This window comes from Arthrobacter ipis, from assembly GCF_014694315.1.
Taxonomy (GTDB): Bacteria; Actinomycetota; Actinomycetes; order Actinomycetales; family Micrococcaceae; genus Arthrobacter; species Arthrobacter ipis.
In genome coordinates, this window is the sequence record NZ_JAAOXD010000003.1 from 180,295 (window position 1) to 194,230 (window position 13,936).

The 13,936-nt window shown below is 69.2% G+C and carries 12 protein-coding genes; 5 read left to right on the forward strand and 7 right to left on the reverse strand.

The window, feature by feature from the left end; genetic code table 11:
• Positions 1–12: 12 nt before the first annotated feature.
• The gene (hypB, locus tag G9E11_RS07890) at positions 13–900 is read right to left on the reverse strand and encodes a hydrogenase nickel incorporation protein HypB (RefSeq protein ID WP_190604543.1); all 888 of its coding nucleotides are present in this window, start codon (positions 898–900) and stop codon (positions 13–15) included.
• A gap of 3 nt (positions 901–903) precedes the next feature.
• Positions 904–1,233 carry a hydrogenase maturation nickel metallochaperone HypA/HybF gene (locus tag G9E11_RS07895; protein WP_190604545.1) on the reverse strand — a complete coding sequence of 110 codons (330 nt, stop codon included), beginning with the start codon at positions 1,231–1,233 and terminating at the stop codon, positions 904–906.
• A gap of 188 nt (positions 1,234–1,421) precedes the next feature.
• Here G9E11_RS07895 and G9E11_RS07900 point away from each other — a divergent pair, with 188 nt between their 5' ends.
• Positions 1,422–1,727 (forward strand): hypothetical protein, encoded by a 306-nt coding sequence (locus G9E11_RS07900; protein WP_190604547.1) that lies wholly within the window; start codon positions 1,422–1,424, stop codon positions 1,725–1,727.
• Positions 1,728–1,762: 35 nt separating this feature from the next.
• Here G9E11_RS07900 and G9E11_RS07905 read toward each other — a convergent pair whose 3' ends face one another.
• Positions 1,763–2,392, reverse strand: a complete 630-nt coding sequence (locus G9E11_RS07905) for a DedA family protein (protein ID WP_190604549.1) — start codon at positions 2,390–2,392, stop codon at positions 1,763–1,765.
• 132 nt (positions 2,393–2,524) lie between these two features.
• Between G9E11_RS07905 and G9E11_RS07910 the strand changes: the two genes are divergently transcribed.
• The gene (locus G9E11_RS07910; protein WP_190604551.1) at positions 2,525–3,064 is read left to right on the forward strand and encodes an O-acetyl-ADP-ribose deacetylase; all 540 of its coding nucleotides are present in this window, start codon (positions 2,525–2,527) and stop codon (positions 3,062–3,064) included.
• Between the two features lie 34 nt (positions 3,065–3,098).
• Here G9E11_RS07910 and G9E11_RS07915 read toward each other — a convergent pair whose 3' ends face one another.
• Positions 3,099–4,046 (reverse strand): RluA family pseudouridine synthase, encoded by a 948-nt coding sequence (locus G9E11_RS07915; protein ID WP_190605887.1) that lies wholly within the window; start codon positions 4,044–4,046, stop codon positions 3,099–3,101.
• 170 nt (positions 4,047–4,216) lie between these two features.
• Between G9E11_RS07915 and G9E11_RS07920 the strand changes: the two genes are divergently transcribed.
• Together G9E11_RS07920 and G9E11_RS07925 are read left to right on the forward strand one after the other, a co-directional pair.
• Entirely contained in the window at positions 4,217–4,846 is a 630-nt protein-coding gene (locus G9E11_RS07920; RefSeq protein ID WP_190604553.1) for a winged helix-turn-helix domain-containing protein, read from the forward strand.
• Positions 4,839–5,531, forward strand: a complete 693-nt coding sequence (locus tag G9E11_RS07925) for an SRPBCC family protein (protein WP_190604555.1) — start codon at positions 4,839–4,841, stop codon at positions 5,529–5,531. Before G9E11_RS07920 ends, G9E11_RS07925 begins: the two co-directional genes overlap by 8 nt.
• A gap of 118 nt (positions 5,532–5,649) precedes the next feature.
• Here G9E11_RS07925 and yczR read toward each other — a convergent pair whose 3' ends face one another.
• Positions 5,650–7,131 (reverse strand): MocR-like transcription factor YczR, encoded by a 1,482-nt coding sequence (gene yczR / locus G9E11_RS07930; RefSeq protein ID WP_190604556.1) that lies wholly within the window; start codon positions 7,129–7,131, stop codon positions 5,650–5,652.
• Between the two features lie 60 nt (positions 7,132–7,191).
• Between yczR and yczE the strand changes: the two genes are divergently transcribed.
• Complete coding sequence (yczE, locus tag G9E11_RS07935; protein WP_190604558.1) at positions 7,192–7,899, forward strand: membrane protein YczE; 708 nt, start codon at positions 7,192–7,194, stop codon at positions 7,897–7,899.
• Between the two features lie 26 nt (positions 7,900–7,925).
• Here the strand turns inward: yczE and G9E11_RS07940 are convergent, their stop codons facing one another.
• Positions 7,926–8,828, reverse strand: a complete 903-nt coding sequence (locus G9E11_RS07940) for an Fpg/Nei family DNA glycosylase (protein WP_190604560.1) — start codon at positions 8,826–8,828, stop codon at positions 7,926–7,928.
• Complete coding sequence (locus G9E11_RS07945; RefSeq protein WP_190604562.1) at positions 8,821–13,935, reverse strand: Lhr family helicase; 5,115 nt, start codon at positions 13,933–13,935, stop codon at positions 8,821–8,823. The genes G9E11_RS07940 and G9E11_RS07945 overlap by 8 nt, the downstream gene beginning before the upstream one ends.
• Between the last annotated feature and the right edge of the window lies 1 nt (position 13,936).

The window sequence follows — 13,936 nt, forward strand, 5'->3', positions numbered from 1 at the left end:
CCCTCGCGGGGTTCAGTGTGCTTCTGTCAGGGAGCCGGTCAAGGGAACTGACCGGGCTGTCCTGGAGGTGGGCGCCGCTGGTTGGGAGGCGGCGCCGTCGAGCCAGCCGTACCAGGCGGCGAGGCCTTCGCCGGTGGTGGCGGACAACGTGAGGAATTCGGCCCGCGAATTGATCTGCCGGATCCGGCGCAGGCACGCGTCGACGTCGAAGTCGACGTAGGGGAGCAGGTCCGACTTGTTGACGATCACGAGGTCGGCTGCCATGAACATGTGCGGGTATTTCTGGGGTTTGTCATCACCTTCCGTTACCGAGACGATCACCACCTTGGCCGTTTCGCCGAGGTCAAAAAGAGCGGGGCAGACGAGGTTGCCCACATTTTCAATGAAGACTGTGGAGCCCGGCTCCGGGGCCAGCGCATCGAGGCCGTGCCGCAGCATGTCGGCGTCGAGATGGCAGCCGGCTCCCGTGTTGATCTGGATGACGGGGCGCCCGGTGGCGCGGATCCGGTCCGCGTCGAGCGACGTCTCCTGGTCCCCTTCGATGACACCTGCGTCCAGGCGCCCGCCGAGTTCCGTCAGCGTGCGGACCAGGAGGGTGGTCTTGCCGGCACCCGGAGAACTCATGACGTTGAAGGCGCGCACCCCCCGGCCGGCAAGCCAGCCGCGGTTCGTGGCGGCCAGCAGGTCGTTCTTGGCCAGCAGGTTCTGCTCGAGCACGATGGTTTCTGTGCCGGCTGCCGCATGGTGGTGCCCGTCGGCGTGCCCGTGCTCGTGGGTGTACGTGCGCCCGTGCTCATCGGTATGACTGTGCGGGTGCCCCTGCCGGGGTGTTTGCAGTTCGCCTGCAAGGTTTGAAATGCGGGTGCCGGCCTCGTCGCCGCAACCGCATGTTGTACACATGCCCTATGCCACCTCCACGGACATCAGCATCAGCTCGCGGCCGCTGAGGACTTCGACGTCCGCGCTTCCGCAAGGGCAAAGCAGAATGAGATCGCTCAGGTTGAATTCGTCCTGGCAGCTGCGGCACCGTCCGCGGCCCCGCGGTTCGTCGATCTGCAGCCGCGCGCCAGCCAGCGGAGTGCCGGCCGCCGCCACGTCAAAACAAAAACGCACGGCATCAGCCAGTACGCCGGAAAGGGGACCGATCCTTAGGTTGACCGCCGTCACCGTCCGTTCACCTGTGCGGTTCAGAACGGCGTCGACAAGGCTCTGCGTGATGGAGAGTTCGTGCATAATCGCGCCCCTTTTTGCCAAGATAGGCTCGCGCCAGAGAAAACGCAACCGTCGGAATTTCCGCCCGCCGCTCCCCGGTTCGAACGGACAGTTGCGGCCCTGCCGGGGCCGGGCTTTGGGGCGTTAACTGTCCGTTCGCGCTGTGTCCTTTGCGCTGTGTGCTTCGCGCCCGGCGCTAGGGTGGGAGGATGCCGTCCTTTCAGACCAGACTCAAGATCACCGGGCTGAAGCCGGGCAACCGTCCCGAGACCGTGATGGACACCGCTGTCGAGTCGCTCGGGTCGCGGCACCATGTGGAGTCGCACCAGCTGGAACTGGCCGGCGGCGTGCCGCAACTGAACCTGCGGTTCCTCGTGGAGCCCACCGAGTACAGCGGTGAGAACAGCACGGCGCGGGAGTCGGCAGCCGTGATGCGCGACGCCGTCGAACGCGTCGCGCTGACAGGCTCGCTTTCGGTGCTCCGCCGCAGCCGCGGCCGCTGGGCGCCCGTATAAGGCTTAGGCGCCCGGACCCCATAATTGCCCCGACCTCAGTTGCCCGGACCGGGGGCAGCGCCCGGCTCGTCCACGGGGGAGCGGTCGCCGCGCCGGCGCGTGACGATCAGACCCACGACGGCGCCAATCACCAGGCCAACGGCCACACCGATTAGCGAACTCGCCCAAAAGGGCAGCCCCGTTGCTGAGCCCGTGAAGAAGCCGAGGCCCACGAGCCACGTCGCCCACAGCACCGCTCCCAGGCCGGCGCACAGGCTGAAGCCCCGGGTGGAGACGTCGGCGATGCCTGCGGCGGCCGACGTCGCCAGCCGCCCTCCCGGGATGAACCGGGCTCCGATGATGGTGCCGTAAGCGGAGGACCGCCCGGCCTTGGCGATGGCCTCGTGGATGCCGCGGTGGACCTTCCGGCCCCATGCCCAGCGGTCCAGGATATGGCTCAGACGGCGTTTGAACAGCTGGAACACCACCATGTCGCCCAGCCACGAGGCGGTGGCGGACAGGAGACCGACCAGGAACAGGTTTGCCCGGCCGTCGGCGGACAGGGCACCGCCCGTGATCAGGACCATCTCGGACGGGATGGGCGGAAAAATGGCATCGCCCAGGACGGCCGGAATGATCCAGAAGTAGATCGCCGTGCTCCACGTGTCCGGATTGCCGAAGTCCATTTGCACAACGTACCGCACCCGGAACGGGAACGCGCCGGGTGGACAGTCACGGCAGGACTTCGGCACCGGGCGGAACTCCTATGTGTGGCAGACCCCTACGCCGTGGCCGGTTCACAATGCCACACTGGCTGCATGCGCATAGAGATCGTTGAAGGTGACATCACCGGACGGCCGGTGGACGCGGTGGTAAATGCCGCCAACTCTTCGCTGCTGGGCGGCGGGGGCGTGGACGGGGCGATCCATCGGGCGGCCGGACCGGAACTGCTGGCCGCCTGCCGCGAGCTGCGGGCAACGACGCTGCAGGACGGTCTGCCGGTGGGCGCTGCCGTGGCCACCCCGGGGTTCGGGCTGCCGGCGCGCTGGGTCATCCACACCGTCGGGCCCAACCGCCACGGCGGGCAGACCAATCCGGCGCTGCTCGCGTCCTGTTTTACCGAGAGCCTGCGGGTTGCCGGGGGCCTGGGTGTCCGCTCGCTGGCCTTTCCCGCGGTTGGCGCGGGGGCCTACGGCTGGGACGCCCGACAGGTGGCGCAGGTGGCGTTTGACGCCGTCCGATCGTACGCCGCGCGCTCTGCCGAAGGCCGTGAACAAGGCGTGGACCTGGTGGAGTTCGTGCTCTTCGGCCCGGAAACCGTGGCGGTCTTCCGGGACGTCCTTGAAGGTGCTGCCTAACGGATCAGGTTCTGCCTAGCGGATTGCGGCCTGGCTAGCGGACCTCGCTGAGTTGAAGGCGGCTGCGGTACTCGACGGGCTCCTTCGTGATCGGGTCCACGAACCGGATGCCGCGTGCCAGCAGCTGGAGCGGCTTGGTGTAGTCGTCGGGCGCTTTGTCCAGCAGGTCGGGGTAGAACGAATCGTGCAGGATGCCCAGCCCCAGAGAAGCCATGTGCACGCGGAGCTGGTGGGTTTTCCCGGAGTGCGGTTCGAGTCGGTAGAGGCCACGGCGTCCTGCCCCGGCGGATGTGTGGCTGCCGGCGCCGTCGAATGTACGCAGCAGGTCGATGCGGGTCTCCGCATTCGGCTCGCCGTCGATGACCTCCGCCAGAAGGTAGCTGCGGGACTTCGTCATCCGGTTGCGGACCACCACCGGGAAGCCGACGGCGGGGTGCCCGGCAGCCGGTTCGGCCGCGGACACGCACTCGTACTCCTTCTGGACCTGGCGTTTCTCGAAGAGCACCTGGTACTTACCCCGTGTCTCGGGGTTGGTGGAGAGCAGGAGGATGCCTGCGGTCATGCGGTCCAGGCGGTGCATCGGGATCAGGTCCGGGAGGTCCAGCTGGTTGCGAAGCCGGACCAGCGCCGATTCCTGGATGTACGTGCCGCCTGGGGTGGTGGGCAGGAAATGCGGTTTGTCCACCACCAGGATGTGCTCGTCCTGGTGCAGGATGTTCAGCTCCACAGGCAGCCGGGTTTCCGGCGGGAGCGTGCGGTAGTACCAGATGAAGGTGTGGTCCTCGAGCCTGGTGCCGCGGTGCAGGGGGATGCCGCCCTCGCCCACGATCTCGCCGGCGTCGAACCGGTCCTCGATGCCCTGGGGGTCGATGTGCCCCCAGCGGTGCATCATGTAGTCCATTGCGGTGTCCCAGGGCCCCTCGTCTGGGAGGCGCAGGCGGGTCGCGTTCACGCCGTCGCGCACGGGAAGGGGGGATTGCATCACCGGTCCATTCTACTTTGTGCGCGGTTCCTGCTCAGTGCAGCCCCGTTTCGACGGTTCCCCGCGCACACGACGACCCGCGCCGTCGAACCTGCAGGGAACCGTCGAAAGGGCTACGGACGAAAAAAAATTTCTTGACAAATAAACTTGTCGGCGACGATAGTTGAACCATGTTGGACATCGAAGTGATCGAGGATCCGGCGGCGGCGGAGGCTTCGCTGGATCCCATCCGGACCCGCATCCTCCAGGAGCTGGCGGAGCCCGGCTCGGCCACGCAGCTCGCCGCGAAGGTGGGGCTGCCGCGGCAGAAGGTGAACTACCACCTCAAGGCACTCGAGCGTCACGGCCTCGTGGAGCTGGTGGAGGAGCGCCGCAAGGGCAACGTCACCGAGCGTGTGCTGCGGGCCACCGCCGCCTCCTACCTCATCTCCCCGGTGGCCCTGCAGTCGGTGGCGCCGGACCCGCACCGTTTCACGGACCGGTTCTCGGCCTTCTGGCTGCTGGCGCTCGCCGGCCGCATGGTCCAGGAAATGGGGAAGCTTATCGCCGGTGCTGCGGCCGCGCGGCAGAAACTGGCCACGTTCGCTATCGACGGCGAAATCACCTTCCGCACTGCCGCGGACCGGGCCGCCTTCGCCGAGGATCTGGCCGTGGCGGTCAGCCGGCTCGTGGACAAGTACCACCACGGTGGTGCCGGCGGACGGAAGCACAGGCTCGTCGTCGCGCTTCACCCGGCACTCAAGCCGGAAACACAGGACTCAACCAAAACCATCCCAGCTAAGGAGCAGGACAATGACTGACGACCGGAAATTCGAGATTGTTTTTGACACCGAGCTGCCCGGCACCCCGGAGCGGGTCTGGGAAGCCGTCACCAAGGGCACATCGGGCTGGATGTTCCCGACCGACCAGTGGCCGGACGTGAAAACCGTGGAGGAGTATCCGCACCACCTGGTGTCGCGGATGGAGGGTCCGGACGGCTGGTTCAACCAGCTCGAGCACGTATTGGAGCCGGTCGACGGCGGCGGGGCCAGGCTCCACTACGTCCACAGCGGCATCTTCGCGGATGACTGGGAGCAGCAGTACGACGGCGCCAGCAAGCACACGGAGTTCTACCTCCACACCCTGGGGCAGTACCTGAAGCACTTCGACGGCCAGCCCGTGGTTTTCACGGACGTCCAGGCGCCGGCCGCTTCGCAGACGCCTGACGGCTTTGCGCAGCTCAAGAAGGTGCTCGGTCTGGACGGTGCGTCGCAGGGCGACAGTTTTGATGTGAAGGTCGACGGCGTTGGGCAGCTCACCGGGCAGGTGGACTTCTCCAACGCGAACTTCCTGGGCCTCCGGACCGGGGACGCCCTCTACCGCTTCTTCGGCCGCAATGCGTTCGGCGCACCCGTGGGCATGACCGCCCACGACTTCAGCGGCAGCGGAGATTCCGTGGCCACTGCCCAGGCCTGGGGTGCGTTCCTCGGGAAGGTCTACGCGTAGTTCGCCGGGCCAGGCCGCCCAGCCCCGGATCATCGCGTCCAGCGCGGAGGAGTACACCGCCTGCCAGTCGCAGGCCTCCATCTGGCCGCTCTTCGGCCTGGCCAAGGCCGCGGCAAGGTCAGGCGATGGCGGCGGCGGGGGAGTCCCGGAGTGAACGCCTCAGCTGCGGGGCGGCGTCGAGCCTGTCCTGAGCGGCACGCAGCGCGCGGACTGCCGTCTCCAGCTGCTCCGGCGGCAGCGTGAACGGAATGCGAAGGAAGTTCTCGAACACCCCGCCCACGCCGAAGCGCGGACCGGCAGCGAGGCGGATGCCGAGTTCCGGGGCGATGACGGTCAGGGCCGTGCTGCTGGGCGAGGGCAGCCGGCACCAGACGGCCAGGCCGCCGTCGGGCCTCTCCGCCTCCCACCGCGGCAGGTGGACCTTGAGTAGCTCCAGCAGTGCTGAGCGGTTGTCCCGGAGTGCGGACAGGCGGCCCGGGAGGGGGCCAGCCAGGTTGCGCACCAGATGGGCCGCCGCAAGCTGCTCCACCACCGGGCCGCCAAGATCCATCGTGGTCCGGACTGCCGCGAACCGCTGAATCAGGCTCTCCGATGCGCGGATCCAGCCCGTGCGCATGCCCGCCCAATGCGATTTGCTCAGCGATCCTATGGACACCACGGACGAACTGAAGGAAGCCAGCGGCGCCGTTGTGCCGCCGTCGAGATTCAGCTCACGGAGCGTCTCGTCCACCACCAAGACAGTGCCCGAGGCCGCGGCGGCACGGACCAGCCAGCGGCGCTGCCCGTCCGGCATCAGCCGGCCGGTGGGGTTGTGGAAATCCGGGACTGTGTAGAACATGCGGGGCCGCTGCTGCGTCAGGGCAGACTCGACCCCGTCCATGTCCCAGCCCCGCTCGGGTGTTGGCGGAAGGGGCACCGGCACGATGCGGCAGCCCGTGGCGCGGATGGCGTCGAGCGCGTTCGGGTAGGTCGGCTGCTCCACGAGGACCTTGTCCTGCTTGCCCACCAGCGTCCGCAGCACGATGTTCAGCGCATGCTGCGCGCCGGACGTCACCAGGATCTGCCCGGCCGTAGTGGGCACGCCGGCGTCGGCATAGTGGCCGGCAATCGCCTCCCGAAGCGCGGGCACGCCCAGGGCGTCGTAGCCGAAGCCGGGCAGCAGGGCAGGCAGTTCCGTGAGGGCGGCCGCGAAGGCCTGGTGGACCGCTTCGCCGCTGGCCGGGAGTGATGCGTACGCGAGGTCGATGACGCCGTCCGGAACAGCCAGGCCCGGCGCCCCCGACAGGCCCGCGCGGGAGTCCCGCTGCTGTTCTGCCGTGTAGGCCGTCCGCGGCAGGCACGTGCGGCCCCGCGTGCCCTGGCCGCTGCTCAGGAACCCCTGTTCACGCAGGCTCGTGTACGCCGCCGTCACCGTGGTGCGGCTGACAGAGAGGGTGGCGGACAGCGTCCGTTCGCTGGGCAGCGCGGTGCCCAGCGGGATGCGGCCGTCCAGGACCAAAAGACGCACGACGTCGGCCAGTTCCCGGTACGCGGGTCCGTGTCCGCGGTGCCACTGGCCCAGGAGACGGGCGAGGCCTGTGGGTGTGAGAGATCCGGTCATGAGGCCAGTATTTCAAACTGGCCATGGAAAACAAGGCCAGTTGTGCCTCAGGATTGTTCAATGATGATCCGCAGACTTGTACAGCTCTTCACTGGCCTCGCCATGTACGGCATTTCGCTGGCCATGTTTATCCGGGCCGGGCTCGGGCTGGACCCCTGGGACGTGTTCCATCAGGGCGTTGCCGGCAAGACGGGCCTGAGCATCGGCGCGGTGGTCATCATTGTCAGCTTCCTGGTGCTGCTGCTGTGGATCCCGCTGCGGCAGCGGCCGGGCTTCGGCACGCTCTGCAATGCCGTCCTCGTGGGGGTCTTTGCGGACATCGGGCTCGCCCTGATCCCCGCGTTCTCCCACCTCGGCGGCCAGATCGCGCTGCTGGGCGGTGCGGTGGTGCTCAACGGCATCGCCTCCGCGTGCTACATCGGCGCCCGCTTCGGCCCCGGCGCCCGGGACGGGCTCATGACGGGCCTGGCCAAACGCACCGGCTGGTCCGTGCGTTGGTCCCGGACGCTGATCGAGGTGGTGGTGCTCGCCGCGGGCTGGCTCCTCGGCGGCTCGGTCGGAGTGGGAACTGTGGTTTACGCCCTGGCGATCGGCCCGCTGGTCCAGCTCCTGCTGCCGTACTTCCTGGTTCCTGCCCGGGAACCGGCAGGGATTCCGGCCTCCGGTGGAAGGCCTGACCAGGCTGCCGGTGCTGGTGCTGCCGCCGGGGACCGCGCCGCGTCCGACGACCGCGAGGACCAGTCCGAGGCGCCGGTGGCCGCCTCCTGACGCGCAATTTCTCCCGGAACGGGCCGCTATGCCTCGGGCGCACCCAATAACGGCTGGCACTTCGGGCAGAAGTAGATGTCACGTTCTTCCGTGACGGTTGTGGACGCGCTGCCGGGACCGCCGCCCGCACCCGTTCCCGCACCACTTCTGCCCGGCACGGTCTTCCCCAGCACGGCGTGCTGGATGGGCGTCCGGCAGCGCAGGCACGGCTGGTGCTCGCGCCGGTACACCCAGTAGCCCGGCCGGCCGGCGGCACGGCCCACCGGAGTTCCGCGGGCGTTGAGCAAGGTGGTTCGGCGGCCCGGTCCGAGGTTCGCCTCGAGCAACTGCTTGGCGTCGGCAAACATCGCGGGCCAGTCCTTCACGGCGGCCGCCGGTGACGCCGGGTGGACGCCGGCCAGGAAGCACACCTCGCAGCGGTAGATGTTCCCGATGCCGGCGAGGTTGCTCTGGTCCAGCAGTGCCACCCCCACCGGCACGTCGGGCCTGGCCGCCACGCGGCGCTCGGCCTCGACCGGGTCCCAGTCCGGGCCCAGCAGGTCCGGGCCGAGGAAACCCACGGCCTTGTCTTCCTCGCCGGTCTTGATCACCTCAAGGAGGCCGAGGGAAAATCCGACGGCGTCGGCAACGGCCGTGCGGAGCACGCACCGGGCGGTGAATCCGGGCTTCCGCCACCTGCCCCCGGGCGGGTAGACCTGCCAGCTGCCCTCCATCTTCAGGTGCGAGTGGATGGTGAGCCGCTCCTCGGCCGGTCCCACCAGCCGCATCAGGAGGTGCTTGCCGCGGGGAACCACCTCCTCCATGGTCCAGCCGGCCAGGTTCAGGGTGGCGAAGCGGGGCACGCGGAAGTCGGACGCGAGAAGCTTCTGGCCGGCGAGGGCAGCGTGCAGCTGGCTGGCGGCGCGCCAGACCGAGTCGCCTTCAGGCACGGATCCTCAGTCCCTTCGGTGTTGAGTAGGCCCCGGCGGCCGTCAGCGCCGATGCCGCAGGGGTGTCGAGGATGCCGTGACCGTTGACCTTTTCCATGACGAGCTTGTCCACGGCACCGCGTTTCACCACGTCCACGAGGGCGCCGGCAGCGGCGGCGAGGACGGATTCGTCCTCCGTGAACACCAGAAGCGTCTTGCCGCCGCGTTCGACGTACAGCACCAGCGCGCCGTCGACCAGAACCACGAGTGCACCCGCCTTCCGCCCCGGGCGGTGCCCGCTGCCGGCCTCGACGTTGCCCGCAGGCCACGACAGGGCCGCGCCGTAGGGGTTGGCCGGATCTGTTGCCGCCAGGGCAAGTGCCACGGGTTCCGGCTTGGCCAGCTGGGCGTCCTCGGTGTATGAACGCAGCCGGTCTACGGTAGCGGGCACGGCGAACTGGGCAGCACCCAGATGTTCGATGAAGTATCCCCGCCTGCACCGTCCGGCCTCCTCCAGCCGGGCCAGGACCTTGTACATGAGCCCGAATCCGCCCAGGATGTTCTCGGCCATGACGGATCCACGGGTGACCACGCCGTACCTGTCCAGCAGCAGCTCTGCCGTGGCGCGGGCGTGGATAGTGGGGTCGAGCTCGGGTGTGGGAAGCGCGGACCAGCGCCCGGCCGCGAGCGGCGGGGTGGGGACCGCGCCGCCGGCCGAGCCGTAGCGTCCGCCGGACAGTCCCGGGGAGCCGAGCAGCCCGGTCCCGTGTGACCGTCCGAGCCGGCTGAGGCGCGGCGCCCTGGCCCGCGGTGCGCGCGCAACCTGCCGGTGGGCGGTGTGTCCGCCGGCGATCAGCGACCGGACCGGGGCGAACGTGTCCCCGGTAACCCTGCCGGCCCAGGCGAGATCCCAGATTGCGGACACGACGTCCTGGTCGCCCAGCACCGCGTCCATGCCGCCGGCAATGTCCGTCAGCTGCCGGAAAAAGTAGCCGCCTCCGTTGGTCTGCAGGTGGTCCAGCAGCCGCCGCTGGGCGTCGCCCGGTTCAAACTCGGGGGCAGGGTTCAGTGTCAGTTCCACCGAATCCGCGAGGTGCAGGCTGATCCAGCCGTCGTTGCCTGGAAGCGAGCCCGCACCTGACCAGAGGACCTCCCCGGCGGCCATGAGTTCGTCCAGCATGGCGGGCTGGTAGTTGGACACCCGGCTGGCGAGCACCAGCGGTTCCCAGGCGGAGGCGGGGATGGGCACGCCGGAGAGCTGGTCCACCGCGGTGATGATGCCGTCGAGTCCGCGCAGCGCCGGCTGTCCCCGTCCCGCGCCTGGCGTGCGGACATGTTGCCAGGCGGGCAGGAACCGGCCGTAGGCGGTGATGTCCACCGGCTCCACCTCGGCCCGGAGCGCGGCGAGTGAACGGCGGCGGAGCTTGCGGAGCACTTCGGCGTCGCACCATTCGCTGCCGGCCAGGGACACGGCCGCTGAGGCAACGGCCGACGCCGCCGCCGCTTCCGCGACGGGGTCAAGACCGGCATCGGAATCAGAAGCGGCGGCTGCCGGGCGTTCGCCGGCAGGGGCGTCGGCGTGCGGCCGGAACTCGCCTTCCACCACGCGGCCGTCGGCCGCCAGCCGTTTCAGGGCAGTTCCGACGACGGCGGCACCGAGTCCCAGCCTGGCAGCGGCTTCGGTGGCGGTGAACGGACCATGGGTGCGGGCATAGCGCGAGACCAGATCGCCAAGGGGGTCCGCCACCGGCTCGATGAAGGCAAGCGGTACGCCCATGGGCAGCGGGACACCGATGGCGTCGCGAAGCCTGGCCGCGTCTTCCACCGCGGCGAAGCGTTCGACGCCGGCGAGGGTCACCTTGATGGCCCGGTTGGCACGTTGGAGGGCGGCGAGGTGGGCGGCGGCTTCGGCAACTGTGGCTTCGGCGGGCTTGGTTTCGACAGGCTCAACCAGCGAGACGTCGGTTTCGGCGGGCTCTACCGGCGGGGCTTCGGTTTCGGCAGGCGCATCCGGCGGGGTGAGCCGGGCCGCGACTTCCCCGGGGTCCAGGGGGCCGAGCAGGCGGAGCAGATCGGCCACGCCCTCCATGCCGCGGACTTTGCGGTCGAGGGCAAGACGCTGCAGCTCGCGTTCGGTCTGGTCGATGACCCTGGCGTCCAGGAGTTCCCGCAGTTCCACGCGCCCCAGGAGTTCGTTGAGCAGCGTGGAGTCGAGCGCCAGCGCGGCCGCCCGGCGTTCGGCGAGCGGGGAATCGCCTTCGTAGAGGAACTGCGCCACGTAGCCGAAAAGCAGGGACTTGGCGAACGGGGACGGCTGCTGGGTGGTGGTCTGGACGATCCGGAGTTCCCGCCGCTCCACCGAGGCGGCGATGTCCTTCAGGGCGGGCAGGTCATACACATCCTGGAGGCATTCGCGGACGGTCTCCAGCACGATCGGGAACGACGGGTATTTCCGGGCGACGTCCAGCAGCTGGGCGGACCGCTGGCGCTGCTGCCACAGCGGCTGCCGCTTCCCGGGCGTCTGCCGGGGTAGCAGCAGGGCACGCGCGGCACACTCGCGGAAGCGGGAGGCGAACAGGGCACTGCCGCCCACCTCGGCGGTGACAATCTGCTCCAGCTCTTCGGGGTCGAACAGGAACAGTTCGGCGCCGGGAGGCTCGTCCTCCATCATGGGCACCCGGAGCACGATGCCGTCGTCGGCGGCCATGGCGGAACCGTCCAGCCCGTACCGCTGATGCAGCCGCTGGCCCACCGCAAGGGCCCAGGGCGCATGGACGGGCATGCCGAACGGGCTGTGCAGAATGACCCGCCAGTCGCCGAGTTCGTCGTGGAAGCGTTCCACTACGAGCGTCGTGTCGCTCGGGACCACCTCCGTGGCCAGCTTTTGTTCGGACAGGTACTGCAGAAGGTTGTTCGCGGCGAAGTCGTCAAGGCCGCTGGCCTTGCAGCGTTCGGTGGCGGGGCCGACGTCGGACGCTGACAGTTCGCGGACGAACGCGCCAAGGGCGCGGCCCAGGTCCACCGGGCGTCCCAGCGAGTCGCCCTTCCAGAAGGGCAGCTTGCCGGGCTGGCCGAAGGCCGGCGAGACGAGCACGCGGTCGTGCGTGATGTCCTCGATCTTCCAGCTGGTGGCGCCCAGCGCAAAGATGTCACCCACGCGGGATTCGTAGACCATTTCCTCGTCAAGCTCGCCGACCCGCCGGCCTCCCTTGGCCGGGGCCGTGCCCGAACCCTTGGCGTCGCCCGCCCCAGCGGGGGATGCCGATCCCTCCGTCTCCGTGCCGATGATGTAGACGCCGAACAGCCCACGGTCCGGGATGGTGCCGCCGGACGTGACGGCCAGCCGCTGGGCTCCCGGCCTGCCCTCGATGGTCCCGGCGTTGCGGTCCCAGACGATCCGGGGCCGGAGCTCGGCGAATTCATCCGAGGGGTAGCGCCCGGCCAGCAGGTCCAGCGTGGCCTCGAATGCGGACCGGGGGAGGGTTGCGAACGGGGCTGAGCGGCGGACGGTGGAGAACCACTCTTCCACGTCGATGCTGCCCAGGGCGGTGGCCGCGACGGTCTGCTGGGCCAGGATATCCAGGGGATTGGCCGGCACGCTCAGCCGCTCGATCTTGCCGTCCAGCATGCGTTCGACGGTGATGGCGGTGTGCACGAGGTCGGCTCGGTGCTTGGGAAACAGGTAGCCCTGGGAGATTTCGCCCACCTGGTGCCCGGCGCGGCCCACGCGCTGCAGCCCGCTGGCCACCGAAGGCGGCGACTCGACCTGAACCACGAGGTCCACGGCACCCATGTCGATGCCGAGCTCCAGTGAGGACGTGGCCACGACGCAGCGCAGCCGGCCGGATTTGAGGTCGTCCTCGATCAGGGCACGCTGGTCCTTGGACACTGAGCCGTGGTGGGCGCGGGCCAGCAGCGGCTCTGCCCCTGCGGTACTTCCTGCCTGCGCCATCATGTGGGCAGGCGTGGCGGTCGACGCCGGGACACCTCCGGGCGCGGGTGGGGCCGGGTCATCCCAGCCTCCGCCCACTGTCAGGAGCTGGCGTTCCGCATGGATTTCGTTGAGCCGCGCGGTCAGGCGTTCCGCCAGCCGGCGCGAGTTGGCGAAGACGATGGTGGACTGGTTGGCCAGCACCAGGTCCACGATCTTTTCCTCCACATGGGGCCAGATCGAGGCCTGCGGCTGCAGGCCGGAGGCCGGCCCGGAATCGAAGGCTCCGGCGGCGCCCTGCAGATCGGACATGTCCTCCACTGGGACGGACACCGTGAGGTCCCAGTTCTTCCGCGAGGGCGGGGCCACGATCTCCACCGGGGCGGAACCGGCCAGGAAGTGCGCCACCAGTTCCCGCGGCTCGACCGTGGCGGAGAGCCCGATCCGCTGCGCCGGCGCGGGCAGCAGGGCGTCCAGCCGCTCCAGCGACACGGCCAGGTGCGCCCCGCGCTTGGTGCCGGCCACGGCGTGGACTTCGTCCACGATGACGGTATCCACCTCGCTGAGTGTTTCCCGGGCCCTGGACGTGAGCATCAGGAAGAGGGACTCGGGGGTGGTGATCAGGATGTCCGGCGGGTTGCTGAGCAGGGCGCGGCGGTCGGAGGCGGGGGTGTCGCCGGACCGGACGCCGACGGTGATCAGGGGAGCCGGCAGGTTCAGCCGCTTGGCCGTCTGCGTGATGCCGATTAGCGGGGCGCGGAGGTTGCGTTCGACGTCGACGCCAAGCGCCTTAAGCGGGGAGATGTACAGTACGCGGGTTTTCCGCTTGGGCTTCCGTGCCCGGGGCTGCCTGGTCTTGGCGCCGGCTGGCGGTTCTTCAAGGCCGGGCAGCACGGCAGCATCAGGCACGGCAGCGTCGGGCACGGCAGCGTCGGGCACGGCAGCGGGTGCAGCCGACCCGGACACCAGAAGCCGGTCCAGGGCCCAGAGGAATGCGGCCAGGGTTTTACCTGAGCCGGTGGGCGCAACAACAAGGGCGTGCGAACCGGACGAAATCGCGTTCCAAGCCCCCTGCTGGGCGGGGGTGGGCTCGGAAAACGCGCCGAGGAACCACTCCCTGGTGGGCCGGCTGAACTGGCCCATCGAGTCCCCGGCGGACGTGCCGGTGGCTGTGCCGGCGGGCTCCTGCGACTGCATG